The sequence below is a fragment of the Agreia sp. VKM Ac-1783 genome, assembly GCF_900177765.1.
Taxonomy (GTDB): Bacteria; Actinomycetota; Actinomycetes; order Actinomycetales; family Microbacteriaceae; genus Agreia.
Map to the genome: position 1 here is coordinate 540547 of NZ_FXWI01000001.1, position 26043 is coordinate 566589.

The following is a 26043-nucleotide window of genomic DNA, read 5'->3' on the forward strand; positions in this document are numbered from 1 at the left end:
GTCAGAAGTGACGGAAGCCCTCGGGCGCGAGATCCCACGGATCTTTGCCGAGGTACTCGGCCACGGCTCGGAAGACGCAGCTCTCGATGAGCATGCGCCGGTGCGCCTCGTCGTCGCGATGCAGATGGGCGAGGCGCTCGATCGGCACGCGGTACAGAATGATGCGGTCGCCGAGAACTCGCCAGCGCTCCACGCCCGTGTCTGCGGTACACGGCTTGCCGTTCGCGCCGTACGGCAGGGCGCCGATCTCGAAGACGGCATCGGCGAGTTCGTTCGGCCAGATGCTGCGAAGGTATTCGGCAGTCGAGGCGACTGTTGTGTCGAAGAAGTCGATACGAGTGTTCATCATCGGCAGGTGAGGGCCGGTCACTGCCGAGCGGAGGCCCCTGCCGTGGCGGTTGCGACCCGTTCCTCGAGAAGAGGCCGGTGCGATGCGACGTGAGCGAGCCATGGCCAGAGTCTATTCTCTGGGGCATCGAGCGGCGGAACCCGCCGGGGCGGCGTTCAGCGCACGACACACGACGGAGCCTCACGTCAGGCTGGGGGAGGCGGGCGTACGGTGAAGGGTGATGACGAATCGACCGTGTTCCCGAGTAGCGTGCCCCGACGAGGCAGTGGCTACTCTGACCTACGTGTACGCCGATTCGCTCGCGGTTCTCGGCCCGCTGAGCCTCAGCCACGAGCCGCACAGCTACGATCTCTGCACGCGCCACTCTGATCGCCTCAAGGCCCCGCAGGGGTGGCAGGTCATGCGTCACGTGCAATTCACGCAGTAGGCGTTCTCGCGGCGGCACGTCTTTACAATGGGAGCATGACTTCTGTTGCTGCTCCGGTGACCACCCTGCCCTTCAAGGTCGCCGACCTGACACTCGCCGAGGCGGGCCGTCACCAGATTCGCCTCGCCGAGAACGAGATGCCGGGGCTCATGTCGCTGCGCGAAGAGTTCGCCGCATCTCAGCCGCTCGCCGGGGCGCGCATCATGGGATCGCTGCACATGACGGTGCAGACGGCAGTACTGATCGAGACGCTGACCGCCCTCGGCGCCCGCGTGCGCTGGGTCAGTTGCAACATCTTCTCCACTCAAGACGAGGCGGCGGCCGCCATCGTGGTCGGCGCCACGGGAACCGCAGACGCCCCCGCCGGTGTTCCGGTGTTCGCCTGGAAGGGAGAGACCCTCGAGGAATACTGGTGGTGCACCGAGCAGGCCTTCGACTGGTCCGCTGAGGCCGCAGCCGACGGCGCCGACTTCACCGGCCCCAACATGATTCTCGACGACGGCGGAGACGCCACGATGCTCGTGCACAAGGGGCGTCAGTTCGAGCTCGACGGAGCCGTGCCCGACACGCAGTCGTCCGACAGCGACGAGTACGGCGTCGTTCTCGACCTTCTGCGTCGCTCGCTGGCGTCGTCGACCGACCGCTGGACCCGCATCGCCGCCGACATCCAGGGCGTGTCTGAAGAGACGACCACGGGCGTGCACCGCCTCTACGAACTTGCTTCCGCCAGCGAACTGTTGTTCCCCGCGATCAACGTCAACGACTCGGTCACGAAGAGCAAGTTCGATAACAAGTATGGCATCCGACACTCGCTACCGGATGGCCTGAACCGCGCGACAGACGTGCTCATCGGCGGCAAGGTCGTGTTCGTGGTCGGCTACGGCGATGTGGGCAAGGGTGCCGCAGAGGCCATGCGAGGCCAGGGCGCGCGTGTCATCGTCAGCGAGGTCGATCCGATCTGTGCGTTGCAGGCCGCGATGGACGGGTACCAGGTAGCCCGACTCGAGAGTGTGATCGGCGAGGTCGACATCATCGTGACCGGAACCGGCAACGAGAACGTGGTCACGGTCGAGCACATCATGGGCCTCAAGCACCTGGCGATCATCGCCAACGTCGGCCACTTCGACAACGAGATCGACATGGCGGGGCTCGAGAAGCTCGAGGGTGCCGTCAAGGTCGAGATCAAGCCGCAGGTGCACGAGTGGCGCTTGCCCACGGGCCGCAGCGTTCTCGTGCTGTCGGAAGGGCGTCTCATGAACTTGGGCAACGCCACCGGCCACCCCAGCTTCGTCATGAGCAACTCCTTCACCAATCAGGTGCTCGCCCAGATCGAGCTCTACGCGTTCACCGAGCGCTACCCGATCGGCGTGTACGTGCTGCCGAAGTATCTCGACGAGAAGGTTGCTCGCCTGCACCTCGATGCTCTGGGTGTCGAACTCACGGAGTTGACTCCTCGCCAGGCGGCATACATCGGCGTGCCGGTCGAGGGACCGTACAAGGTCGATCACTACCGCTACTGAGGCAGGGAGACGGGTCGGTGACGCCCGACGAGACCGTCGTTCGGGTGACCGAGAATGCACCATGGCTTCCACCCGTTGGACGCGCTGAAGCATTCCGCGGCGCGGTCGTGCCCCGCCCCATGAGCGTTGTGCGACTTCTGCTCACGCGAGGCGACCACGTGTTCTGCATCGCACGAGCGGAGACGGGCCTCCTCGATCTGCCCATGCGCGTCACTCTCAACGACGACCCGCACGGCGCCGAGACGATGGCCCGACTGGCATACGAGGTGATCGGTGCTCGGTGCGCGCTCACGTTCGTCGGCGCGGTTCGCAACGTCGTCGAGGCCGCGACTGACGGCTACGCCTGGCCCACGCCTCTGGCACATTTCGGTCTCTGGACCGCGGCGGCCGACCCGTCGATCGACGGGGTCTGGCTGCCGGTCGGCGGTGACGAATCACCCCTCCGCGAAAAGCACTGGTACCCGATCGTCTCGGGCCTGACGCTCGCCTAGCGCCGAGGAAAACCGTGCGGCAGGCTCTGCAAGATCGGATCGAGTCGGTTGAGTGCTGCTTTCTGAAGCTCGAGCGCCGCGTATTCCCGATCGCGGCGCACAGCGGCGACGCCCGAGAGGAACAGCGCGGGGTGCACCTGAGGAATCGGCGACACGAACGGCGTGACCTCTGCGGCGAGTTCTGCGGCGATGCGCTCTCTGGTCGCCGGTGCCATGCTCGACGCCTGCACGAGAAACTGGGCGACACGGTTGCCGAGCCTGTCGGGCATGCGTGCGACATCGGCGACATCGGCCCACGCTTGGAGCATGACGGGAACACCGCGCGCATGGCTGACAGGGAGAGGTACTCGCTCGTGTTGGCTGTAGGTGCCGGCGAGAAGGTCGCCGAGCCTCTTCGACTTGCCGTTGAGAAGAGCTGTGACGATCGCGATCGCTCCCAGCGTGATGTAGATCTCGAGAGCGCCGACGAGCCCGCGAATCACGGAGTGTCTGATTCCAATGGCGCCGCCGTCGTCGCGCACGATACGTGCGCCGACAGCGAGCTTGCCGACCGAGCGGCCCTTCAGAAGAACCTCGAGAGTCGTCGGCACGACGACGAAACAGAGAACGAGCGCCGACACGCTCATGGCAGCGAGCAGCGCCTCGTCGATGACGCCGCTCTGGCCGAGTGCGCCGATACCCAGCATGAGCGCGATCAGGATGGCGATCGAGATGACGACGTCGATCGCGCCACCTCCAGCGCGGAGGATGAAACCGGCAGGGCGCACGTCGATCGCCACCGCCTCACCGATCAGCAGCTCGTCGTCGACGTAAGCGTCGGCAAGCGGGTCGGCGAATCCTACGGCCGGTGAGGCGACACGGGGGTCCGTCATGAATACAATTCAAGCAGATGGATCTCGATGCCTACACTGCTGCCCACCGCGACGAGTGGGCCACACTCGACGCTCTGAGCAGGCGCCGAGAGCTTTCGGGCACCGACGCGGATGAGCTGATCGAGCGCTACCAGGCCGGTGCGTCCGACCTGTCGGCTATCAAGACCACCGTGGGCTCGACCGCTCAGGGCGCTCAGCTATCCCTTTTCCTGTCGCGAGCTCGACTCCGGTTCACCGGCGCCGGAACGAACATCCTGCGGCAGACTCCCGCTTTCTTCGTGTTTCAGCTGCCGGCCGCGCTCTATCGCATCCGGTGGCTCACCCTCGCGCTCGCGGTCGTCACGGTCGTGGTCGCCGGGCTGTACGCGCTCTGGGTGTCGAACGATCCGCAGGTGCTCGCCAATCTGGGCTCTGACGCAGAACTCAAGAAGCTCGCCGACGAGGATTTCATCAACTACTACTCCGAGAACCCTGCAGCGTCATTCGCGGGGCAGGTGTGGACCAACAACGCCTGGATTGCAGCGCAGTGCATCGCCTTCGGCATCACGGGCTTCTTCGTGCCCACGGTCATCATGACGAACGCCCAGAACCTGGGAATCAATGCGGCGGTGCTGTTCCACTACGGCCAGGGCGACGCCTTCTTTCTCTACATCCTGCCGCACGGCCTCCTCGAGCTCACCGCGATCTTCGTCGCCGGTGCGGGTGGACTCCGCATCTTCTGGGCGTGGATCGCGCCCGGAGCGCGCACGCGGGCGCAGGCGCTGGCCGAAGACGGCCGCGCGCTCTTCACGGTGGCGCTCGGACTCGTGATCGTGCTCTTCGTCTCCGGCATCATCGAAGGATTCGTGACCCCGCAGCCCTGGCCTTGGGCGGTGAAGATCGGCATCGGAGCCCTCGCATTGGCGGCCTTCCTCGCGTACATGCTCATCATGGGGCGAGCTGCAGTGCGGTCGGGTCACACGGGTGACCTCGACGAGTTCGAGTCCGGTGCGAAGCAGCTCGTAGCGGGCTGACCGGCGCGTGCGCCGGCATCCATATCGCGATTGATGCTGTCTGAGGCGGACATGTGAGCATCTTCTGCGGAATCGATGGACGATGACCGGAATTGCACGGGCTTAGGGCGTCCATCCGCGCTTACGGAGCGCTCGTGACACTCTCTCGACCGCTTCTGTGCCTTCGAAGGAGAGTGCCTTCTTGCGTATCCGAACCACCTGCCATCCGGCATGGCTCAGTTCTTCGATCTTCAGTTCGTCACGCTCGTACGGACTGTCGCTTGTGCGGTGCTGTTGCCCGTCGTACTCGGCAATTGTCTTCCACTGGCGAAAGACCTGGTCGGCTCGTCCGATCCAAGAACCGTCATCCCTGAAAATGTCGGCGTTGAGTTCGGGTTCAGGGAGTCCGGCCCGGAGCAGGACAAGGCGCAGCAGGGTCTCTCGCCGAGATTCTGCTCCGTCTCTTACATGGCGCAGCGCCGCTCGTGCCGCGCGTGCACCGGGCCCATGGTACTGATCGGCTCTCTGCTGCAGTTCTCCGATCGTCACGAACGGCCTGCGATTACTCCGATCGGGCACGGCAGGTGTCAGCACGAGGTAGTCGGCCGCCGCGACGAGGTCATCTTCGTTCAATAGTGACGCGAGATGGCACCACGTTGTTGCGGCGTCCACGACAGGTACGCCATCTCGCAGGACCGCGCGCGCATGAGGGTCGGAAATCCGATGGCCGGTGACGTTGAATCCGCTGGGAGGTGTGTGGGGCGCTCGCACGCTGACATGGACCCCCTCGGCCTGGGTGAAGTCTTGCGGGAGCGGTATTCCCCAAATCCGAGCAGCCGTCACGTGCGAGAAGGCCTGCCCTCGCGAGCGCTTGGTCAGGTACGCGGCACGCACAGAGCTCTCGTTCACCTCGACATCGATCGGCAGTCTCACTCCGCGGAACACAGGAAGAAGGTCAGCGGCCCGTATTCGCCCGCGTCCGACCCCGGCAGCGTCGCTGTCGTGCACACTGAACGCCCTATGACGAAGGTGAGGTGGCAGCGGCTGGTGCGGCGACATCGTGAAATTGTGCCCTGCATCCTCCTATGGCTGCCGAATCTATCCACAGTCCGGAGCGAGTCCGAATCGATTCCGCTCGCAATGCTCTTCTTGGGGCTTTAGAGAGCAGTTAGTCACGAATCGATGGGCGCGCGGCTCCTGCTACAGGCGGCCCGCCGCCTTCAGCGCCAAGTAGCGGTCGGCGAGCATCGGGGGAAGGGCGGAGGGTGAGCCTGTGACGACGTCGCCGCCGAGCCGGGTGATCGCGGCCGTGACCCGCGCCATATCGAGCAGGGAGCGCTCCGCAGAGGCCGCCCGGTACGTCTCGTCACGATCGCCGCGTTCTGACACAGCCCGAAGAACCTCGGGGTCAGACACGGCGGCCACGAGAACGGTGTGGCGTTGCGCCAGTTGGGGGAGCACGCTCAACAGGCCGCTCGACGACGCAGGAGTGTCGATGGTCGTCAGAAGCACGACGAGCGCGCGCTGGTTGGTGACCGCCCGCACCTGCGCGGCCACTGACGACCAGTCGGTCTCGAGAAGCTCCGGGTCGACGGTGGCCATCGTGTCGACCATGCGATTCAGCAGCTCGCCTCCGCTCGCTCCCGTGACACGTCCCCGGATGCGGCGGTCCCACGCGATCAGGTCGACACGGTCACCGGCCCGCGTCGCGAGGGCCGCCAGCAGCAGGGATGCCTCGATCGATGTGTCGATGCGCGGCTCGTCGTCGATTCGTGCGGCCTGGGTCCGACCTGTATCGATCACGATCACGATGCGTCGATCGCGCTCCGGCCGCCACGTGCGAACCATGAGTTTCTGTTCGTGCCCGGCCCGCGCATCCCCCTGCCGAGCTGTCGCCCGCCAGTCGATCGAGCGCACGTCGTCGCCGCGCACGTATTCGCGCAGACTGTCGAACTCGGTGCCCTGGCCCCTGATCTGCACGCTCGTCGCGCCGTCGAGCTCTCGCAGCCGAGCCAGGCGCGAGGGCAGGTGTTTGCGGGAGTTGAAGGGCGGAAGAACGCGGATCCGGCCGGGGCTCGCCAGCGTCGCCTGCCGCGCCCAGAGGCCGAGCGGGCCGAAGCTCCTGACGGTGATGCCGGCCGTGCGGCGGTCACCGCGACGGAACGGGGTGAGTGTCGTGCGAAGCATCCGTCGTTCTGAAGCGGGCACGACGACCGACTGACGCGTGACGGCGGCTCCGGCCGACGGCTGCCAGGCATCGCGGACGAGGCCGCGCAGTGCTCGGCGGTTCTCGTTCGTGATGAAGAGCTCGCTCGAGGTCGTTTCGCCGAGACGTACGCGATTCGGCAGCACTCTCTCGACGACGAGGCGTCGCGGCGACGCGGCGAGTGTGAGGTCGACGATGCCGATCACCACCGTCAGCAGCAGCCAGAGGGCGAGAGTGAGCTCCGCCTGTCGGTAGGCCTCGCCGATGAGAACCACGGGGATGACGCCGAGGGCGACGAGCAGTACGAAGCGACCCGAGACTGCCATCAGCGGAGGTGCTTTCGTCGGTGCATCAGATGGGAACCTGCACCTGACTGAGGATCGAGCGCAGGATCGAGTCGACCGAGACGCCCTCGAGTTCGGCCTCGGGACGAAGCTGGATGCGGTGGCGCAGCACGGGCAGCACCATCGCCTGCACGTGGTCGGGCGTGATGGCGGGGGAGCCGTTCAACCAGGCCCAGGCCTTCGCAGAGGCAAGAAGCGCTGTGCTCCCGCGCGGACTGACGCCGAGCTTGACCGACGGGCTCTGCCGCGTCGCGCGCGCCAGGTCGACGACGTAGGCGAGCACGTCCGGACTGGCGCCGACGGCCGCGGCCGATGCCTGGGCCTGGCGGAGTTCGGATGCCCCGAGCACCGCGGTCATGCCGGCCCCGGTCAGGTCTCGCGGATTGAACCCGGCGGCGTGCCTCTGCAGCACGGCGATCTCGGTGTCGCGCGGGGGGAGATCGAGCACGAGTTTGAGCATAAAACGGTCGAGCTGCGCTTCGGGAAGCGTGTACGTTCCCTCGTACTCGATGGGATTCATGGTCGCGGCCACGAGGAACGGGTCGGGCAGGGCACGACTGAGACCGTCGACGCTGACCTGTCGCTCCTCCATCGCCTCGAGCAGGGCGGACTGCGTCTTGGGAGGGGTGCGGTTGATCTCGTCTGCGAGCAGGATGTTCGTGAACACCGGGCCTTCGCGGAACTCGAAATCGCCCGACTTCGCGTCGTAGACGAGCGAACCCGTCACATCTCCGGGCATGAGGTCGGGAGTGAACTGCACCCTCGTCGTGTCGAGCGACAGCGCGTGGCTCAGCGAACGAACGAGCAGTGTCTTTGCGACGCCGGGCACGCCCTCCAGAAGCACGTGCCCCTTCGCGAGCAGCGCGACCATGAGACCCGTCACCGCTCCGTCTTGGCCGACGACCGCCTTTGCCACCTCGGTGCGCACCCGTCCCAGCGCCTCTCGGAGCTGGTCGGGAGTCTGTTCTGGCTGGTCTGTCATGGTCGGCCTTTCGGTGGGGACACGGGCAGGAGGGAAAGGGACAGAGTCACGGGCGTACCGCCCGGGTCACGGCGTCTTCGAGTTCGAGCAGACGGTCGGAGTACGAGACGAGGTCGGCCTCATTCGCGGGCGTGGCCGCGACCAGAACCGCTTGGATGTCGCCCAGCGGCCTGGCAGGAAGAACGGCGGCGATCGAGGAGATCACCTCGTCGACCGTGGCATTGCGAGCGAGCCCGAGCACCTTCGACAGTCGGGTGATGGTGCCGATGCGCAACGAGTCGAGTGCGTGCGTGCGTGCGCCGGCCCGAGCGTAGAGGCGGGCCCGCCCCTCCATGGTCTCTCGGGAGCGCACAGTGACGGGCAGATTCTCCACGACGAGTGCCCCGAGCCGGCGTCCTCGCCAGACTGCTGCGGCGATGAAAGTGAAGACGACGAGCACGAGCACGGGGGTGACCCAGTCGGGCGTGAGCGAGGTGATGTCGGCCGGGCCGTCGGCCTCGACGTCGTCCGCCGTCGGCACGTACCAGACGAGCGTGTCGGCTTCGCCCAGCAGCCCGAGCGCGAGCGCCGCGTTTCCTGCTCCGGTGATGCCGTCGTTGCTCAGCACATCCGCCGCGCCGAGAACGGTGACCGTGCCGTTCGGTGTGTCGTCCTGCACGAGATAGAACGCATCATCGGAGGCGCGGAAGCAGAGTTCGGTGTCGCCGCCCGCGGGGGCGCGGTACGAGCGTCCGCCGCCGATGATGCTTCCGGCGCGCTGAGCAGCGGGCACGGAGCACTCGGCCTCGACGCCGTCTGTGTCGCGGGGCGCTCCAGCCGAGGAGACGTCTGGCGCGAAGGCGCGCAACTCGTCGAAGGCCGGGAGGAAGAGCACGACCCGATCGGAGAGCTCCGCAGCCTCGGCGAGTCGTTTGTCGCTCAGAAGCCCGTATGGGTCGGCGAAGGCCAGCGTTGCTCCGGGAGCCGCGTCCATCGCCGCTCGCGCCTCGCGGAGAGTGTCTGCCTGCACCACGTCGACGCCCTGCTGACGAAGCACTTCGGCCAGGGCTTTACTGCCCTCGGGCGCGGCGTTCGTGATCGAGTACGGCGCACCAGTGCCCCCGCCTGTTCCGGATGCGAGGGCCACGATGAGCAGTCCGATCACCGCAATCGCGGCGAGGATAAGCCAGAACCGCCAGCGTTTGGCCATGGCGCGGAGCGTAGGCGTCGTGGCCTCGGCGCGAGCGGATGCTCCGACCTCTGTCGTCGACGTGCTCACAGCGACGCTCCGTGCGCTGAGACCGGGTCGAGTCGGGCGGGCTTCGCCGTGCCGATGTCACGCTCGAGTGCGGCGATCTCGGTGAAGGCCTCTCTGGTGCCCGGTTCGTCGAGGTAGCGCACACCGTCGAACGTGCGTGCCCCCCGCAGCAGGCGATCGATGTGCTCGGGGAACGCACGGCCGGCCCGAACAGCAAACTCCTGGGCGGTCGTTCCCGGCGTGACGGAGACCACCGTGCGTTCCGCAAGCTGTCGTGCGACCGCGCGGAACATCTCCTCGATAGCCACCACGAAATCGCCCGCGTCCGCTGCCCTCTGGGCAGACGCTCGCAGCTCAGCCGCGCTTCGCGTGTCGTCGGAGTCGGAGAAGAGAGCGCCTGATGCACGGCTCTTACGCTGCAGACGGGGGCGACCGAAGATGACGAACGCGGCGACGATGAGTCCCACGATGAGCAGGGTGACGAGCAGCGGAAAGAAGTTGGGGACGGAACCGTCCTCCGGCGCGCGGAATGACTGCAGCCAGTCCTGGATGGCCTGCGCGATGCGGTCGATCAGCGTAGGCCTGGCGGCCGCGTAGTCGGGTTTCGCGAGCTCGTCCAACAGGAGCTTCCGTGCGTCGGGAGCGTCGGGGTCGACGGGAACGTCGGTGACGAGCAGCACGGGCAGAGCGAGGATCGACAGCATAGGAATAGGAGGATCAGCCGTTTCTCTGAGACGACACGAGATAGGGATCCGGTACGGCGTGTGCGCCTCCTGCGTGCCGTGCCTCGACGTAGCGCATGAGGTCGAGATCGAGACCTTCGCGGCGCATCCTGAGATCGATGTAGACGACGGCGACGGCTGACGATTGCACGACGGCAGCGATGGACCCGAGCACGAGGCTGATCACGAGGGTGAGCGCGTAGGTCACGACGAACACCGCGACGAAAGAGGCCGAGTCCGCTGACGCGCCGGTCGGGAACAGAAAGCTTGTCACGAGCCCGCCGATGAACGACACCGGCGTGGTGATGATCTGCGTCGCCGCATAGAGGATCACGCCGATGAGGGCGAGAACCCCGAAGGTCTTCCAGAACGAGTTCTTCGTGAGACCCCACGAGCGACGGATCGACGAGAGCATTCCCCGCCGCTCGAGCACGATGATCGAGGGCACGAGCGCCGTCTTCGTTCCCAACCAGATGCCGGATGCGGTCAGCGCGAGCGCGCCCAGCACTCCCACGCCGATCGCGACGCCGATCGCAGCGTCGCCGATGGCCGTGCTTCCGACGACGCCGATGAGCACGGCGAGGCCGATGACCGCTCCGACGGCGATGACGATCAGACCCAGCAGAACGGCGAACCAGGCTACGAGCGGCCAGAGGCGACGTCCGGCCGCTTTCCACAGCACGCCCATGCGATTCTTCTCGCCCAGGGTGCCGCGCGCGACCTCGACGACGAGCACGCCCTGCAGTAGCGCCGAGCCGAGGATCGACAGGGCCAGCGGTATAAGGCTGGCGAGGATCACCGTCGCCCAGGCCCCCGCGGTGACCGCGTCGCGATCTTCGGGCAGGGCGCTGTCGATTCGGCCGAATGCCAGAAAACCGACCCCTCCGATGACGACGACGGAGACGATCGACGTGACGAGCTGTGTGATCAACGCACTGCCGAACGTGGCCGCCGGATTGCGTCGGAGCACCTGGAACGGCGCACCGAGGAGCGTGCCGAAGCTGAGCGGGCGCAACGGTAGCAAGCCCGGTCGGGGAGGAGGCGCCCAGGCGGCGGGGGCAGGAGGAGGTAGCTGGCGGTAGTCGGCCGAGGGCGGGCCGAACGCGGCCTGCGGGATACCCCCGTATGGTGTCTGGCTGTCGCTCACCGGTAATCCTTCATCGTCGTATCGGTGTTTCCCCGGCATGTCACGTGCTCCCATGCTTCCATACACCGAGTCGGCCTGCAGGCGGCTGTGAGGCAATGTGCTCGGCCTCGACTAATCTTTAGCGCATGGATGCTCGCATACTGGTCGTCGACGATGACACCGCCCTCGCAGAGATGATCGGCATCGTGCTGCGTGCCGAAGGCTTCGAGCCGGTGTTCTGCGCAGACGGTGCAGAGGCACTCGGCGTCTTCCGCGAGTCCAAGCCAGATCTGGTGCTCCTCGATCTGATGCTGCCGGGCCTCGACGGCATCGAGGTCTGTCGCTTGATCCGTGCAGAGTCGGGCACTCCCGTGATCATGCTCACTGCGAAGGCCGACACCACCGATGTCGTGAAGGGCCTCGAGGCGGGCGCCGACGACTACGTCGTCAAGCCGTTCAATCCCAAAGAACTCGTGGCGCGCATCCGAACCCGCCTGCGACCCAGCGCCGCCGGCTCGCCGGAGCTGCTCCAGGTGGGCGACCTCGAACTCGACGTCGCCGGGCACGAGGTGCGACGGGGCGATGCCCGCATCGGTCTGACTCCGCTCGAATTCGATCTTCTGCACGCTCTCGCAGCCAAGCCTCAGCAGGTCTTCACACGCGAGATGTTGCTCGAGCAGGTGTGGGGCTATCACTACAAGGCAGATACCCGACTGGTGAACGTGCACGTGCAGAGGCTCCGCGCCAAGGTCGAGGAAGATCCCGACAACCCGCGCATCGTGATGACCGTTCGTGGCGTCGGCTACCGGGCGGGTCAGGTCTCGTAGCAGGCTGTGTCGACCGACAGCATCGCCACCGTCGAGGGGCGCCGCACGAGCCGAATCGGCCCCACGATCATGCGTGAATGGCGCACCTGGCCGCGGCAGATCGCGCGCGGCTGGCGCCGCTCACTGCAGTTCCGCACGATCGTCATCACGGTGGCCCTATCGGCGGTGGCGCTGTCGGCGACGGGCGCCTTCGTGTCGACGAGCATCAGCAATGACCTCTTCAACTCGCGGCTCGACCAGGTGCTCATCGAGTCGAAGCGTGCCGCGACGGCCGCTCAGGCCATCTTCGACTCGTCTGACGTCACGGGGCAGGCGGCGAGTCTGTCGCTGCAGAACTCGGTGAACAACGCCATCACTGCATCGACATCGTCTCGGCTCGTCGCGCTGTACGTGACACCGGGCAGGGAGACGGGCCCCAACTCGGCCATCTCGTTCAGCGCCCTCAAGCTGGTCGACGTCATCACTCCCGAACTGCGAAAGCAGGTGTCATCGGGCAGCGACGACCAGAGCCAGTACTGGCAATCGGTCTCTCTGCGCGATGGGCAGAGTGCAGTGCCGGGAATCGTGGTGGGAACGCCGCTCTTCGTTCCCGGGGCCGGCGAGTACGAGCTCTACCTCGGCTACGACCTCGCCGAGGCCGATCGCACGCTCGTCTTCGTCCAGCAGACCCTCCTGCTCGCGGCTCTCGCTCTGAGCCTCCTGATCGGAGTGATCGCCTGGGTCGTGGTCAGACTCGTCGTCGAGCCCATCCGCGTGGCCGCGGAGACCAGCGCGAAGCTGGCTGCGGGCGAGCTCGAGGTGCGCATCCCGGAGAAGGGCGATGACGTGATCACCACCTTGGCGAGATCCTTCAACGGCATGGCCGACAGCATCCAATCGCAGATCACCCAGCTCGCCGACCTCTCGCGGGTGCAGCAGCGGTTCGTGTCGGATGTCTCGCACGAGTTGCGGACGCCGCTCACCACGATCCGGCTGGCCGGCGACGTGCTGTTCGATCAGAGAGAGTCGTTCCCGCCGGCGACGTCTCGCACCGCCGAGCTGCTGCACACGCAGACGGAACGCTTCGAGTTGCTGCTCAGCGACCTGCTCGAGATCAGCCGGTTCGATGCCGGGTCGGCCGAGCTCGAGACCGAACCCGCGAGTCTCGTGCACCTCGTCGAGGACTCCATCGACGAGATGAGTCAGCTGGCCTTGCAGGCGGGAAGCGAGCTGCGTCTCGTGGCGCTGGGCGGCTACTTCGAGGCCGACATCGACGCCCGGCGCATCCGACGCATCGTGCGCAACCTCCTGGGCAACGCGATCGAGCACGGGGAGGGACGCCCGATCGTCGTGTCCATCGACAGCACGGCCACGGCCGTCGCGCTCGCGGTACGCGACTACGGAATCGGTATGACCCCCGAGGCGGCCTCGCGGGTGTTCGACCGCTTCTGGCGCGCTGATCCCTCTCGCAAACGAACCATCGGCGGCACCGGCCTCGGTCTGGCCATCTCTCTCGAGGATGCGGCCCTGCATGGAGGGGAGTTGGAGCTGTGGAGCGAGCCCGGCGCCGGTTCCTGCTTCCGTCTCACCCTGCCTCGTATAAAAGGACGACCCATCGGCGTATCGCCGCTCCCGCTTCCTCCCCTCGACGCAGACGGAGAAGCACAGACGCACAACGCCTTCGGTCAGCAGGCCCTCAACGGAGACAAGACATGATGCGCTTTCGATCACGAGCCGCCATCGGTGCAGTGGCGTCGCTGGCCGTGTTACTGCTCGCCGGCTGCGTCGGCATCCCCAACTCCGGGCCCGTGGAGAAAGGGGATGCCCTCGCGACATCGGACGAGATCGACATCATCTTCCAGCCCTCCGGCCCGGGAATCGACGAGAGCCAGGAGGACATCCTCAACGGATTCATCCGAGCCGCGTTGAACCCGCTCAACAACTTCGATGTGGCGAGGTCGTTCCTCAGCAAGAACTTCGCCGACCAGTGGAAGCCCGACGCGGGCGTCACGATCGATCAGAGCGGGCGCAGCACGCAAGTCGTCTCAGAGACCTCGATCGACCTGGAGATCAGCCCGATCGCCACGGTCGACGCCAACGGCGAGTACAGCGCCGTTCCGTCGGCCGACCCGGTGACTCGCGGTTACACGTTCGTTCAGGAGGACGGTCAGTGGCGCATCAACACGGCGCCCGACGGTGTGGTGATGCTCTCGAGCGAATTCGCCGAGGTCTACAACTCCTACCCTCTCTACTTCTTCGATCCGAGTTACCAACGCCTGGTTCCCGACGTTCGCTGGTTTCCGCGCGTCTCATCCAATACGGGCACGCGCATCGCTCGGGCGCTCGTCACAGGGCCGTCCGCGTGGCTGGGCGGCGCCGTCGTCACAGCGTTCCCCGAGGGAACGGGCGTCACGAGCGTCCCCGTCGACGCGGGCGTCGCATCCGTCGACCTGTCGGGGCCGGTACTGGATTCGACCGAGGCCACTCTCAGTCGAATGCAGGTGCAGCTGCGCTCGAGCCTGCTCGCACTCAGCGGAGTGTCGACGGTGAGGATGACAGTCGACTCGACCGAGGTTCCCCTCGCCACGACGGGTGACACGGGGCCGATCACGACGCCGAGGGTCGACAGCCGAGCCCTCGTGCTGCGTTCCGGGCAGTTCGGATTCTTCACCGGCAGCTCGCTGACGCCGATCGAGGGCATCAGCGACGATGTGGCGTCGTTGGCTGCGACGTCGGTCGCCTTCTCCGATTCCGTGCCGGGGTTGCAGCTGGCCGCCGTCGGCACGTCCGCTGGGGTGTATGCGGTGGCACCCGCATCCACCCCCGGCATCGTCGACGACCGGGCCGGGCTCATCGAGCCGAGCGTCGATCCCGACGGATTCGTGTGGACCGTTCCCCGGGATGCGCCCGGCGACATCCGTGTGTCGGCGGCCGGCCGCACGCCGTCGAGCTTCACCGCCACGTGGGATGGCGCAAGCCAGATCGTCTCGCTCGATGTGTCGCGTGACGGCCAGAGAGTGCTCGCGTTCCTCACGATGGATGGCGAGCCTAGGCTCGTGGTCGCGTCGGTCCTCCGCGACAAAGACGGCACACCCACGGGGCTCGGTGAGCCTGTCGACCTGGCCGAGGGCACGGGCACGGCGGTGGACGCGACGTGGGTCGACTCGTTGTCTGTCGCGTCGGTCACGCTCACCCCGTCTGGGAGTAATTCGATCGTGCAGCAGCAGATCGGTGGCACGACCACGCAGCTCGCCGATTCCACGAAGGTGGTCTCGATAGTGGGCTCGAACGACGTGGTCGCCCTTCGGGTGCTGACCTCCGACGGCAACATCCTGCAGCAGAGCGCCAATACGTGGCAGGTCCGGGCCGCTGGCGTCGCAGTCCTGGCGACCCAGTACTAGTCCTCGTCTCGGCGCCAGCCCGTTGGGTTCTGCACAGGATCGGTTGACGGCGGGTACGTCCGCGTTCGGGCAGAGCATGATCGAGCGATGGATGCCCGTGGTCTCGTCTCCGAGGCGATCCTCGATGCTCTCGCGGTCCTGTTCCCTGTGGAATGCGCTGGGTGCGGCGCCGCAGACCGTGGCATCTGCGCCGCCTGCCGCGGGGCGCTCACGCTTCCAGACCGCGCCGGCCGGCATCTGCTCAGGGCGCCCGGCGCGAAGAGTGGAGGTGACGGTCTGCCACTCTGGTTCGCCGTCGCCTACGACGGTGTGCCCAAACAGATTCTGCACGCGCTCAAAGAGGCTGGTCGGCTCGATGGCGCCCGGCCTCTCGGTCGGCTCCTCGGGGTGGCGGTGGCGGATGCCGTAGAGGCGATCGAGCCTCGCCTCCCCACCGGGGCGCGGCTCGAAACACTCGTCGTGCCGTCGTCACGCTCGGCGTTCAGGCTCCGCGGCTACAACCCCGTCGAGTCTCTCCTGCGCTGGGCAGGTCTGCAGCCTCGCCGAGCTACCGGGCTGCGTTACCGTCGAACGCCGCGCGACCAGGCGACCCTCGGTGCCGACGAGCGGTGGGCCAATCTTTCCGGTTCGATCGAGGCCGTCTCGGGTCGACTCGAGGGGCGGCATCTGCTGCTCATCGACGACGTGGTGACGACGGGCGCGACCCTGCTCGAGTGCCGACGAGCAGCGGAGGCAGGGGGCGCTTCCGTGTGGGGTGCGGCGGCTCTGGCCCATACAGCAAAAGTCAAGCGAACAAACAGTGAATTGCACGGTGACTTAGTCAGCCCGCAGGTCTACGGTGGGGGAAAAGGCGCGGAATCCAATCGCCCTCGACTCGGGCGCCGCGTCTTGGACTAGGAGAGATCGCCTTGGAAATCAACATCACCGGACGAAACCTAGGAATCACCGATCGATTTCGGGATTACGCGACAGAGAAGGCCGAGAAGGTCGAGCATCTCGCCGACAAGGCACTCGCGCTCGAGGTCAAACTCTGCAGGCACAACTCGGCCACCGGGTCTCCCGGAGACGACCGGGTCGAACTGACCTTGATCGGTCCTGGACCAATTGTTCGTGCCGAGAGCGCCGCGAGTGACAAGTATGCGGCGTTCGACCTCGCCCTGGCCAAACTGATGGAGCGGGTGCGCCGCGCCAAGGATCGCAAGAAGGTGCATCGGGGAAAGCACCGCCCGGTCTCGCTGCGCGAGGCCTCGACGGGTGGCTTCTCCGTCATCGACATCACGCCCGCCGATGCCGAAGTCCTGAACAGCGTCGACAGCACAGGTGCCGTCACGCAGAGGGCCGAGGAGCCGGACACACCGAGCTACTCCGAAGACGACGACTACACCGAGTACTCGCCGGTCGTCATCCGCGAGAAGGTGTTCCCCGCCTCGCCCATGACGGTCGACGACGCTCTCTACTTCATGGAGCTCGTGGGTCATGATTTCTATCTGTTCATCGATGCCGAGAGTCACCGACCCAGCGTCGTCTACCGTCGCAAGGGCTGGGAGTACGGAGTGATCGGGCTCGACGACAACCCGGCCGAGGTCGCGAGTGCCGTTGCGGCGACGGCCGCGGGCGCATCCGCACGATGAGTCGCCCGGAGTAACGTACGCCGACGAGGCCCGACCCTGCACAGGGTCGGGCCTTCGTCGTGTTGAGTGCAGATTCAGGCGCGATTCCGGTGGCGCTCAGGCAAGGCAGGCTAGAATTGCTGGGATTGTCGGCCAAATGCGCCGCAATATCAGCAGTAGGAGACTCTCGGTGGCTTCAGTTCTTGAAAAGGTTCTTCGTGTCGGTGAAGGTCGCATTCTTCGCAGGCTCGAGGGCTACGCGAAGGCGATCAACGCACTCGAAGACGGGTTCAAAGACCTCACTGACGAGGAATTGAAAGAAGAGACGCCCGCGCTGCGCAAGCGCTATGAAGACGGCGAAAGTCTCGACCACCTGCTGCCTGAGGCGTTCGCGGCCGTTCGAGAAGCCGCCCGCCGCACACTCGGACTGCGCCACTTCGATGTTCAGCTCATGGGTGGTGCTGCCCTTCACCTGGGCAATATCGCCGAGATGAAGACCGGTGAAGGAAAGACCCTCGTGGCGACCCTGCCGGCGTATCTCAACGCGCTCACCAGCAAGGGTGTGCACGTCGTCACGGTCAACGACTACCTCGCGAGCTACCAGTCAGAACTCATGGGCCGCGTCTTCCGCGCCCTGGGCATGACCACCGGCGTCATCCTGTCGGGGCAGACCCCGGCCGAACGCCGCGTGCAGTACGAAGCCGACGTCACCTACGGAACGAACAACGAGTTCGGCTTCGACTACCTGCGCGACAACATGGCGTGGCAGGCAAGCGACATGGTTCAGCGCGGCCACAACTTCGCCGTGGTCGACGAGGTCGACTCGATCCTCATCGACGAGGCTCGTACCCCGCTCATCATCTCCGGCCCCGCCTCCGGAGAGGCGAACCGCTGGTTCACCGAGTTCGCGGGCATCTCGACGCGCCTCGTCATCGATGAGGACTACGAGGTCGACGAGAAGAAGCGCACGGTCGGAATTCTCGAGCCGGGCATCGAGAAGGTCGAGGACTACCTCGGCATCGACAACCTCTACGAGTCGGCCAACACGCCGCTGATCTCGTTCCTCAACAACGCGATCAAGGCCCGCGCGCTGTTCAAGAAAGACAAAGACTATGTGGTGCTGAACGGCGAGGTTCTCATCGTCGACGAGCACACCGGCCGTATTCTCGCCGGGCGACGCTACAACGAGGGAATCCACCAGGCGATCGAGGCCAAAGAGGGCGTCGCGGTCAAGGCCGAGAACCAGACGCTGGCAACGGTCACTCTGCAGAACTACTTCCGGCTCTACGACAAGCTGTCGGGCATGACCGGTACAGCCGAGACCGAGGCGGCCGAGTTCATGTCGACCTACAAGCTCGGCGTCGTCGCCATCCCCACGAACCGCAAGATGCAGCGCATCGACCAGTCCGACCTCGTCTACAAGAACGAGCAGGCGAAGTTCGACCAGGTCGTCGAAGACATCGCCGTTCGCCACGAGAAGGGCCAGCCTGTTCTGGTCGGAACCACAAGCGTCGAGAAGAGCGAGTACCTCTCGCGTCTGCTCGCCAAGAAGGGCATCCGGCACGAAGTGCTGAACGCCAAGAACCACGCGCGTGAGGCCGCCATCGTGGCTCAGGCGGGTCGGCTGGGTGCGGTGACCGTCGCGACGAACATGGCCGGTCGTGGAACAGACGTCATGCTCGGTGGAAACGCCGAGTTCCTCGCGGTCGCAGAGATGAACTCGCGCGGTCTCAGCCCGGTCGACACTCCTGACGAGTACGAGGCCGAGTGGGACGCGGTGTTCGCCAAGGTCAAGGCAGACGTGCAGGAGGAGGCCGACAAGGTCGTCGAGGCCGGTGGCCTCTACGTTCTCGGAACCGAGCGCCACGAATCACGCCGAATCGACAACCAGCTCCGTGGTCGCTCCGGTCGCCAGGGAGACCCGGGCGAGAGCCGTTTCTACCTGTCGCTCACCGACGATCTCATGCGCCTGTTCAACGCGGGTGCGGCAGAGAGCCTCATGGGTCGCAGCAACGTTCCCGACGATCTCGCCATCGAGTCGAAGGTGGTCTCCCGAGCCATCCGCAGTGCTCAGTCTCAGGTCGAGGGCCGCAACGCCGAGATCCGTAAGAACGTGCTGAAGTACGACGACGTGTTGAACCGCCAGCGCGAGGCCATCTACTCCGACCGTCGCCACATTCTCGAGGGCGAAGACCTCGAGGAGCGGGCGCAGAAGTTCCTGGTCGACGTCGTCGATGACGTCATCGACACTCACGCGGGCTCCGGCACCGGCGACGACTGGGATTTCGACGCGCTCTGGACCGAGCTCAAGACGCTGTACCCCGTGTCGATCACCATCGACGAGGTCGTGGCAGAGGCCGGCGGAAGCAAGGGTCGTATCGACCGCACCTTCGTGCGCCGCGAGATCCTCTCCGACGCGCAGCTCGCCTATAAGAAGCGTGAAGAGACGCTGGGCGAGACCGCGATGCGCGAGCTCGAACGCCGCGTCGTTCTGTCGGTCATCGACCGACGCTGGCGCGACCACCTCTATGAGATGGACTACCTGAAAGACGGCATCGGCCTGCGTGCAATGGCTCAGCGCGACCCGCTCGTCGAGTACCAGCGCGAGGGATTCGCACTGTTCCAGTCGATGATGGGCCAGATCCGCGAAGAGACCGTGGGCTTCCTCTTCAACCTCGACGTGCAGGTCAACACTCCCGCCGGCGAAGTCGACGCTCCCGTGGTTCAGGCCAAGGGCCTCGAGGACTCGACGGTCACCGAGAAGCTCAGCTACTCCGCCCCGAGCGATTCCGGTGGAGTCGAGGTGCGCAACGAGAAGGGCCAGATCGAGCAGGCCGCTACGGCTCGCGCGGCGAAGAAGGCCGAAGAGGAGTCCGCTCCTGTCGCTTCGGCGTTCTCGCGGGGAGCCTCGACTCCGGCTGCCACTCCGGCATCCGGCCAGCAGGGCGCGAAGCGGCCCGCCTCGGGTCCGCAGGCCAAGCGACCGAGCAACGCGCCCGCGGCCAACAACCGCGCCGACCGTCGCAAGCAGGGCAAGAAGAAGTAGCACCCATCGTTCCCTGAGCGTGTCGAAGGGGCATGACGAAGGGTGTTTGCTCGACCAGTGCCACGTCGGCGCTGGTCGAGTAGTTGCTCCGACTGCGGAGCCGACGTATCGAGACCAGGCTCAGAGCACGTTGATGGCGCTTGCGCGCCAGCGCTTGTCGAGGCCCTCGAGACGTATTGCCACGGCCCTCGTGCGCGCTTTGCCATGCACGATGACCACGCCTTCGACGACGCCGTCGGCGGGTTCGCACGTGATCGTGTTGCCGATGCGAAACGACGGCCGACCGACGGGCGCCCTTCGCGCCTGACGCGCTCGAGCCGAGAGGACAACTCGCTTGAGCAGATGGCGGTAGACGTCGTCGGCCACCCACCTCGAGAGTTGATCGAGATCGCGCGCTCCGGCGAGGACCTCGAGGACGCATCGAGCGAGGTTCTCCATCAGTGGGATGGGGTTCGGGAGAGAAGACGTCGACGTGGGCTGGGCTTCGAAGTACTCGAGATGCTCCGACTCTGTCGGCTTTGCTGCCTCGGACGGCATCTGCGGCACGGCGTGCAGCGTGGCTCGGGTCGGGGATGCGCTGCGTTCGGTGGTCGCGTGTGCGGTGAGGTGACTGTGCATAATGTCTTCTCTGGCGATACAGGCGGACGAGAGAAAAAGAGCTGCGTGAGCAGGGTGCTGCGGCAAGCGCAGGGCGCGCCGCAGTGACCTCGGTGAATCGGTCGTCCCGTTCATCCCCCAGTTGGACTCGCGATGCACTGTCAGTGACAACAGTGGTGTTCGTACCCCCACTTGGGGGATATTTGGATACTAAACCAGCTTTCAACTCATGGTGTCTACAAGCGTTTCTGCCCTGTGGATAGATCTCGCGGGGGGCCGCCAAGACCGGTTACCGTGCCTTCTATGCGCTGGGACAACCTGTTCTCTGATCTCGAGAGCCAACTCGAGTACGGCCTGAACGCCGAGGAGAACGATCTTCACGAAGAGGAAGAGCGGCTTCGGCTGGGCCGACTGTCGCTGCGTGACAGGCTCTGTCAGCTCGCGGCCGTCTCCGATCGGGGAGCGAACTACTCGATCGCATTCGTTCTGGTGGGCGGGGTGACTCTCTCGGCGCGGGTGAAGACCATCGGCAAAGACTGGTTCGCGGCCGACATCGCCGTCGTGGCAGGGGCAGAGCGCGCACGGAGGCAGACGCAGTGCATCGTGCCTCTCGCAGCTGTCCACGGGCTCTCCCTGACAAGACGACAGATCCGTCACTCGCTCGAGCCAGCGGCCGAGGAGGAGCGCCGTGCCCTCACCGACAGGCTGGGGCTCGCGTTCCTTTTGCGCGATCTCTGCCGCCGGCGTGCGACGGTCGACGTGATGTTGCCGACAGAGTCTCTTTTCGGAACGATCGACCGGGTGGGGCGCGACCACTTCGACCTCGCGATACACGAGGCGGCATCGCCGCGGAGGGATGCCGAGGTCGTGGGCTACCGCGTGATCTCTTTCGACTGCCTCGTGATGCTCAGAGTGTGATTCGCACACCTCTCGCATCGGCCATGGGCCTCACCGCCTGATGATGCGCCCGTCGGACAGCTCGGGCAGGGGAGCCGCGTCGGATTGATTCCAGAGCGAGAGGCGTCGGCTTTCTTCGTACATCGCCTCGATATAGGACTCGAGAACGTCTCGCTCGATGCGCCAATGCCCGCTTGCCCCCACCTTGATCGCCGGCAGTTCGCCCGACCGAACGAGGGAGTACACCTGCCGCGCCGACACGTTCAACACGTCGGCCGTATCGGCGAGAGTGAGGAAGCGACCGAGTCGATCAGGAGAATCGGGTTCGTTCATTCCACAATTATGAAACCGCCTCGAGGCCCCCGACGGGGCTGTGGATAACTTTCCCGCCATCCGTCGAACATTGGCACGATGTGCGTATGGACCGATCAGCTCCCCGTGTCAGGGCTCACCGCTCGTTCGTTTTCGATCCCCGGTTCATCATCGGGTTGGTTCTCGTCGTCGTCTCTGCGCTCGGCGTCACCTGGCTGGTGGCGACGGTCGATCAGACCGCCGACGTCTACGTGGCGTCATCCACCCTCAATACCGGAGAGCGTTTCACCACGGACGATCTCGCCGTCGCGCATGTACGACTCGGGACGGCGGTCGATCGCTATCTCGAGCCGGCCGATATTCCCGCCGACGGCGTCGTCGCCGTGAGACCGATCGAAAAGGGTGAACTCGTGCCGAGGAGTTCTGTGGGCGAGGTTCGTGCGGGCGACGAGGCTCAGGTTGTCGTCACAGTGTCCGGTCCTATACCCTCGGTCGTCGATCGATCCTCCCGGGTCACGCTCTGGTCCTCGGCGGCCTCCGACTCGGGCACGACGTTCGAGGCTCCGGTCGTCTTGGTTGCCGATGCCGAGGTGATCTCGGTCATCGAGCCGACCGGCATCGTCGCATCCGGCAGCGAGATGCGAGTCGAACTCAGGGTTCCGCGAGGGTCCGTGGCATCCGTGCTCGAGGCCATGGCGAACGGGGCGGCCCTCGCGATCGTTCCCGACGACGAACCGTTGGCAGCACGGTGACCGGGATGCTGTCGGTCGTGACCTGCCTCGCCGACACCGCAGGCGACCGGCTCGTGCGAGAGATTCGTTCTGCCGACCACGACATCGTCGCCCGCGTCGACTCGGCCCATGAAGTGATCGACGCGATCCGGGGCCATTCGGTCGACGGCGTCATCGTCTCGGCGACTCGGCGGCACCTGACGCTCGACGTTCTTGCAGAGGCCGATGAGGCGGGCGTGCGCATCGTTGCCGTCGCCGACGACGATGCAGCACGGCGGTATGCGCTCTCGCTCGGACTGTTCGAGGTCGTCGACGTGCACAGCCCCTGGAATGACATCGAGGTGCTGCTGAGAGGAGGAGTCGCCGTCCCCCTCGGCGCGGCTCCGCACTCCCGCCGCGGCACCGTGATCGCCGTCTGGGGGCCGGCCGGTGCGCCGGGGCGCACGACGGTCGCTATCCAGCTCGCCTCCGAGCTCGCGTTTCGCGGCAGAACCGTCGCATTGGTCGACGCCGACACCTATGGGGGAGCGGTGGCGCCGAGCCTCGGCATGCTCGACGAGTCTCCGTCGTTCGCCGCAGCGTGCCGTCTTGCGTCACGCGACAGCCTCACACTCGCAGAGTTGGAGCGGGTCGCTTCGCGCTACACCTCTCCACGGTCGGAGTTCTGGATCCTGAGCGGCATAGGCCGTGCGTCGCGCTGGCCCGAACTCGGGGCAGATCGGGTGACCAGCGTGCTCAGCACGTGTCGGCAGTGGGTCGACTACGTCGTCGTCGATACCGGGTTCAATCTCGAAACAGACGAGGAGATCGCGAGCGACATGTTCGCGCCGCGCCGAAATGCGGCGACGCTGGCGGCGCTGCGGCAGGCCGATCACGTCGTTGCTGTCGGAGCTGCCGATCCGATCGGCCTCTCACGCTTTCTGCGCGCTCACGTCGACCTGCTCGAACAGGTCGAGACGGCTCAGATCTCGGTGGTCATCAACCGTCTGCGCGCGAGCTCGGTCGGCAGCAATGCCCAGCACCAGGTGCAGCAGACTCTGAGGCGATTCGGCGGTCTCGACAATGCCGTCTTCGTACCCCTCGATGTGCCGGGTGTCGACTCGGCAGTTCTCGCGGGCAAGACCATCCACGACGCCGCGCCCCGTTCTCCGGTTCGGTCGGCCATCGCCCACCTGGTCGATGTCAACATCCTCCCTCCGGCGGCACAGGGCACGTCGAGAAAACAGGCCAGACGAGCTGCTCGACAGGAGTCGAAGACCGGGCCGCTGCAGACGCTGCGCGCACGTCGCCTAGGCTAGGCAGGTGTCGACGCTCAGTGATCTCGTACTTGCCCAGGGCCGCTCCTCCGAAGCCGATGTCGAATGGCTGCATCTGCTGGTCAGCGACTGGCAGCTACTGGCCGACCTCGCCTTCGCAGACATCGTGCTCTGGGTTCCGACCGCAGATGATTCGTTCCTCGCCGTCGCCCACGCGCGCCCGTCGAGCTCGGCGACTCTCTTCTATCGCGACTTCGTCGGTCAGAAGATCAAGCCCGAGTGGAACACCCAGGTCACCGAGGCATTCCGCAACTCGGTCATCGTCGACACGGCCGCGCCCGACTGGTACGAGGAGACTCCCACGCGAGTGCGCGCCGTTCCCGTGCTGCGACGTCTCGTGCCGAATGATCGGCAGACCACCGAGAACCCCATCGCGGTCATCACCCGCCACACGAATCTCAGCGAGACGCGCACTCCCAGCCGGCAGGAACTGACGTTCAACGAGTGCGCCAACGACCTCTTCGCCATGATCGGCACGGGCGACTTTCCCGACCTGGGCGCACCGACCGGGCCGCGCCGAGGCGCGCCCCGCGCATCCGACGGTTTGATCAGGCTCGACGCCGACGGAATCGTCACCTTCGCCAGCCCCAATGGCCTGTCGGCGTTCAACCGCATGGGCTTTCCCGAGGAGCTCGAGGGGCAGTCGCTGGCCGAGGTCACGACGACACTTCTCGGTGGCCGGCTCGAGGTCGACGAATCCCTGCCTCTCGTGGTGACGGGACGGGCGCCGTGGCGAACCGACATCGAAGCCAAGGGTGTCACCGTGTCGCTTCGCGCGATCCCGTTGCGTCTGCAGGGCACTCGCTTCGGCGCGATCGTGCTGTGCCGCGACGTGACAGAACTGAGGCACACCGAGCGCGAGCTCATCACAAAAGACGCGACGATCCGCGAGATCCACCATCGGGTCAAGAACAACCTGCAGACGGTCGCGTCGCTCCTGCGCATCCAGGCCCGTCGAACCCACTCTGAAGACGCGAAAGACGCCCTGACCCAGGCCATGCGCCGGGTCGCGGCGATCGCGGTCGTGCACGACACCCTGAGCGAGGGGCTCAACCAGCGCGTCGACTTCGACGAGGTATTCGACCGAGTGCTGCTGCTGGTGGCCGAGGTCGCCTCGGCCCACAACACCACCGTGCATCCGAAGTCGAGCGGCAGCTTCGGCGTTCTTCCCAGTGAGTACGCCACCCCGCTCGCGCTGGCCCTCACCGAGCTCGTCACGAACGCCGTCGAGCACGGACTCGCCGGTCAGGAGGGTCAGGTCGAGATCGTCGCGACGCGTTCGGAAGAGAACCTGACCGTCGAGGTGCGCGACAACGGAACCGGCCTGCCGGAGGGCAAGGTCGGCTCAGGGCTCGGCACGCAGATCGTGCGCACCCTCATTCAGGGCGAGCTCGGCGGCACGATCGACTGGCACACGATGGTGGGCTCGGGCACGGTCGTCACGATCGAGATCCCGTTCCGCTGGCTGACGAAGCCGTAGGCGAACGGGCAAGCCGAAGGCAAACACGAACGAGCCGCGATTTCGTGAACTGTCGCGGGTAAGTACGACAGCCCGCGATCTCGCGGCTCGTGTGTGCTGTAGCGGCTAGGAAGCGCGGCGCGCTCGTGCGGCGCGACGCTTGAGAGCGCGGCGCTCGTCTTCGCTGAGTCCACCCCACACGCCCGAGTCCTGACCGGTCTCGAGGGCGTACTGCAGGCAGATCTCGGTGACCGTGCAACGTGCGCACACGGTCTTGGCCTTGTCGATCTGGTCGACAGCGGGGCCGGTGTTGCCGACGGGGAAGAACAGCTCGGGGTCTGCGGTGAGGCAGGCTGCTTTGTCGCGCCAATCCATGGGGGTGCTCCTTATAGTGCGGAAGCTTGGGCTGCCCTACGGTTGTAGAAAAAGGCTCGGCCTAAGATTCGGGTGAAGGTCAATGGCACAGGGACTGCTGCAGAGAAAAATCTGCATCCACCCACGTCACTGTGAGCAACATTGACCTCAAATATGGTCGCATACTGGTAATTGCAAATCAAGACTTTTCTAGGGGTAACGGCTGTGAGTGAACCGCTGAATTCG

At 65.8% G+C, this 26043-nt stretch carries 25 protein-coding genes; 14 read left to right on the forward strand and 11 right to left on the reverse strand.

All coding sequences use genetic code 11. The features are described from left to right. Position 1 precedes the first annotated feature (1 nt). The gene (locus CCK87_RS02525) at positions 2 to 451 is read right to left on the reverse strand and encodes a metallopeptidase family protein (protein ID WP_086459917.1); all 450 of its coding nucleotides are present in this window, start codon (positions 449 to 451) and stop codon (positions 2 to 4) included. A gap of 118 nt (positions 452 to 569) precedes the next feature. Between CCK87_RS02525 and CCK87_RS02530 the strand changes: the two genes are divergently transcribed. From CCK87_RS02530 to CCK87_RS02540, 3 genes are read left to right on the forward strand one after another with little or no spacing between them, the layout of a single operon-like run. After that, positions 570 to 776: a DUF3499 family protein gene (locus CCK87_RS02530; RefSeq protein ID WP_055775369.1), complete on the forward strand. Its 207-nt coding sequence runs from the start codon at positions 570 to 572 to the stop codon at positions 774 to 776. A 35-nt stretch (positions 777 to 811) separates the two neighbouring features. Further along, positions 812 to 2296: an adenosylhomocysteinase gene (ahcY, locus tag CCK87_RS02535; protein WP_086459918.1), complete on the forward strand. Its 1485-nt coding sequence runs from the start codon at positions 812 to 814 to the stop codon at positions 2294 to 2296. 17 nt (positions 2297 to 2313) lie between these two features. Continuing rightward, positions 2314 to 2787, forward strand: a complete 474-nt coding sequence (locus CCK87_RS02540; protein ID WP_086459919.1) for a hypothetical protein — start codon at positions 2314 to 2316, stop codon at positions 2785 to 2787. Here CCK87_RS02540 and CCK87_RS02545 read toward each other — a convergent pair. Beyond that, a complete protein-coding gene (locus tag CCK87_RS02545) occupies positions 2784 to 3659 on the reverse strand; it encodes an RDD family protein (RefSeq protein WP_086459920.1) in 876 nt (291 codons plus the stop codon). The genes CCK87_RS02540 and CCK87_RS02545 overlap by 4 nt on opposite strands. 17 nt (positions 3660 to 3676) lie before the next feature. On the opposite strand from CCK87_RS02545, the gene CCK87_RS02550 reads away from it, so the two are divergent. After that, positions 3677 to 4672, forward strand: coding sequence for a stage II sporulation protein M (locus CCK87_RS02550; RefSeq protein ID WP_086459921.1), 996 nt, complete (start codon positions 3677 to 3679; stop codon positions 4670 to 4672). 102 nt (positions 4673 to 4774) lie between these two features. On the opposite strand, the gene CCK87_RS18175 is transcribed toward CCK87_RS02550, so the two are convergent. From CCK87_RS18175 to CCK87_RS02580, 6 genes are all read right to left on the reverse strand, one after another. Continuing rightward, positions 4775 to 5323 carry a DUF559 domain-containing protein gene (locus tag CCK87_RS18175; RefSeq protein WP_170927117.1) on the reverse strand — a complete coding sequence of 183 codons (549 nt, stop codon included), beginning with the start codon at positions 5321 to 5323 and terminating at the stop codon, positions 4775 to 4777. Between the two features lie 528 nt (positions 5324 to 5851). Beyond that, the gene (locus CCK87_RS02560) at positions 5852 to 7183 is read right to left on the reverse strand and encodes a DUF58 domain-containing protein (protein ID WP_086459923.1); all 1332 of its coding nucleotides are present in this window, start codon (positions 7181 to 7183) and stop codon (positions 5852 to 5854) included. A gap of 25 nt (positions 7184 to 7208) precedes the next feature. Continuing rightward, positions 7209 to 8183 carry a MoxR family ATPase gene (locus CCK87_RS02565; protein ID WP_086459924.1) on the reverse strand — a complete coding sequence of 325 codons (975 nt, stop codon included), beginning with the start codon at positions 8181 to 8183 and terminating at the stop codon, positions 7209 to 7211. A gap of 46 nt (positions 8184 to 8229) precedes the next feature. Next, positions 8230 to 9441, reverse strand: a complete 1212-nt coding sequence (locus tag CCK87_RS02570; RefSeq protein WP_086459925.1) for a DUF4350 domain-containing protein — start codon at positions 9439 to 9441, stop codon at positions 8230 to 8232. Continuing rightward, entirely contained in the window at positions 9438 to 10124 is a 687-nt protein-coding gene (locus tag CCK87_RS02575; RefSeq protein ID WP_086459926.1) for a DUF4129 domain-containing protein, read from the reverse strand. The genes CCK87_RS02570 and CCK87_RS02575 overlap by 4 nt, the downstream gene beginning before the upstream one ends. A 13-nt stretch (positions 10125 to 10137) precedes the next feature. Continuing rightward, positions 10138 to 11289 carry a hypothetical protein gene (locus CCK87_RS02580; RefSeq protein WP_140162748.1) on the reverse strand — a complete coding sequence of 384 codons (1152 nt, stop codon included), beginning with the start codon at positions 11287 to 11289 and terminating at the stop codon, positions 10138 to 10140. A 125-nt stretch (positions 11290 to 11414) separates the two neighbouring features. On the opposite strand from CCK87_RS02580, the gene mtrA reads away from it, so the two are divergent. The 6 genes from mtrA (at position 11415) to secA (ending at position 20131) form a co-directional block, all read left to right on the forward strand. Next, positions 11415 to 12095, forward strand: coding sequence for an MtrAB system response regulator MtrA (gene mtrA, locus CCK87_RS02585; protein WP_085482336.1), 681 nt, complete (start codon positions 11415 to 11417; stop codon positions 12093 to 12095). Positions 12096 to 12101: 6 nt separating this feature from the next. Next, positions 12102 to 13790, forward strand: a complete 1689-nt coding sequence (mtrB, locus tag CCK87_RS02590; protein ID WP_349289980.1) for an MtrAB system histidine kinase MtrB — start codon at positions 12102 to 12104, stop codon at positions 13788 to 13790. Beyond that, positions 13787 to 15475: a GerMN domain-containing protein gene (locus CCK87_RS02595; RefSeq protein WP_086459928.1), complete on the forward strand. Its 1689-nt coding sequence runs from the start codon at positions 13787 to 13789 to the stop codon at positions 15473 to 15475. Before mtrB ends, CCK87_RS02595 begins: the two co-directional genes overlap by 4 nt. An 87-nt stretch (positions 15476 to 15562) precedes the next feature. Then, positions 15563 to 16372: a ComF family protein gene (locus tag CCK87_RS02600; protein ID WP_086459929.1), complete on the forward strand. Its 810-nt coding sequence runs from the start codon at positions 15563 to 15565 to the stop codon at positions 16370 to 16372. Positions 16373 to 16383: 11 nt separating this feature from the next. Further along, complete coding sequence (raiA, locus tag CCK87_RS02605) at positions 16384 to 17106, forward strand: ribosome-associated translation inhibitor RaiA (protein WP_086459930.1); 723 nt, start codon at positions 16384 to 16386, stop codon at positions 17104 to 17106. Between the two features lie 169 nt (positions 17107 to 17275). Further along, the gene (gene secA / locus CCK87_RS02610; protein ID WP_086459931.1) at positions 17276 to 20131 is read left to right on the forward strand and encodes a preprotein translocase subunit SecA; all 2856 of its coding nucleotides are present in this window, start codon (positions 17276 to 17278) and stop codon (positions 20129 to 20131) included. Positions 20132 to 20251: 120 nt separating this feature from the next. On the opposite strand, the gene CCK87_RS02615 is transcribed toward secA, so the two are convergent. Further along, the gene (locus CCK87_RS02615; protein WP_249273671.1) at positions 20252 to 20749 is read right to left on the reverse strand and encodes an Rv3235 family protein; all 498 of its coding nucleotides are present in this window, start codon (positions 20747 to 20749) and stop codon (positions 20252 to 20254) included. 282 nt (positions 20750 to 21031) lie between these two features. Between CCK87_RS02615 and CCK87_RS02620 the strand changes: the two genes are divergently transcribed. After that, positions 21032 to 21646, forward strand: a complete 615-nt coding sequence (locus CCK87_RS02620; protein ID WP_086459932.1) for a hypothetical protein — start codon at positions 21032 to 21034, stop codon at positions 21644 to 21646. A gap of 30 nt (positions 21647 to 21676) precedes the next feature. On the opposite strand, the gene CCK87_RS02625 is transcribed toward CCK87_RS02620, so the two are convergent. Further along, the gene (locus tag CCK87_RS02625; protein WP_086459933.1) at positions 21677 to 21958 is read right to left on the reverse strand and encodes a helix-turn-helix domain-containing protein; all 282 of its coding nucleotides are present in this window, start codon (positions 21956 to 21958) and stop codon (positions 21677 to 21679) included. Between the two features lie 86 nt (positions 21959 to 22044). Here CCK87_RS02625 and CCK87_RS02630 point away from each other — a divergent pair, with 86 nt between their 5' ends. The 3 genes from CCK87_RS02630 to CCK87_RS02640 are packed head-to-tail and all read left to right on the forward strand — an operon-like array spanning position 22045 to position 25464. Beyond that, positions 22045 to 22689, forward strand: coding sequence for a hypothetical protein (locus tag CCK87_RS02630; RefSeq protein WP_086459934.1), 645 nt, complete (start codon positions 22045 to 22047; stop codon positions 22687 to 22689). A gap of 5 nt (positions 22690 to 22694) precedes the next feature. Continuing rightward, positions 22695 to 23966, forward strand: coding sequence for a hypothetical protein (locus CCK87_RS02635; protein WP_086459935.1), 1272 nt, complete (start codon positions 22695 to 22697; stop codon positions 23964 to 23966). Positions 23967 to 23970: 4 nt separating this feature from the next. Further along, entirely contained in the window at positions 23971 to 25464 is a 1494-nt protein-coding gene (locus tag CCK87_RS02640; RefSeq protein ID WP_086459936.1) for a PAS domain-containing sensor histidine kinase, read from the forward strand. Positions 25465 to 25569: 105 nt separating this feature from the next. Here CCK87_RS02640 and CCK87_RS02645 read toward each other — a convergent pair whose 3' ends face one another. After that, positions 25570 to 25818 (reverse strand): WhiB family transcriptional regulator, encoded by a 249-nt coding sequence (locus CCK87_RS02645; RefSeq protein ID WP_044442296.1) that lies wholly within the window; start codon positions 25816 to 25818, stop codon positions 25570 to 25572. Positions 25819 to 26043: the final 225 nt, after the last annotated feature.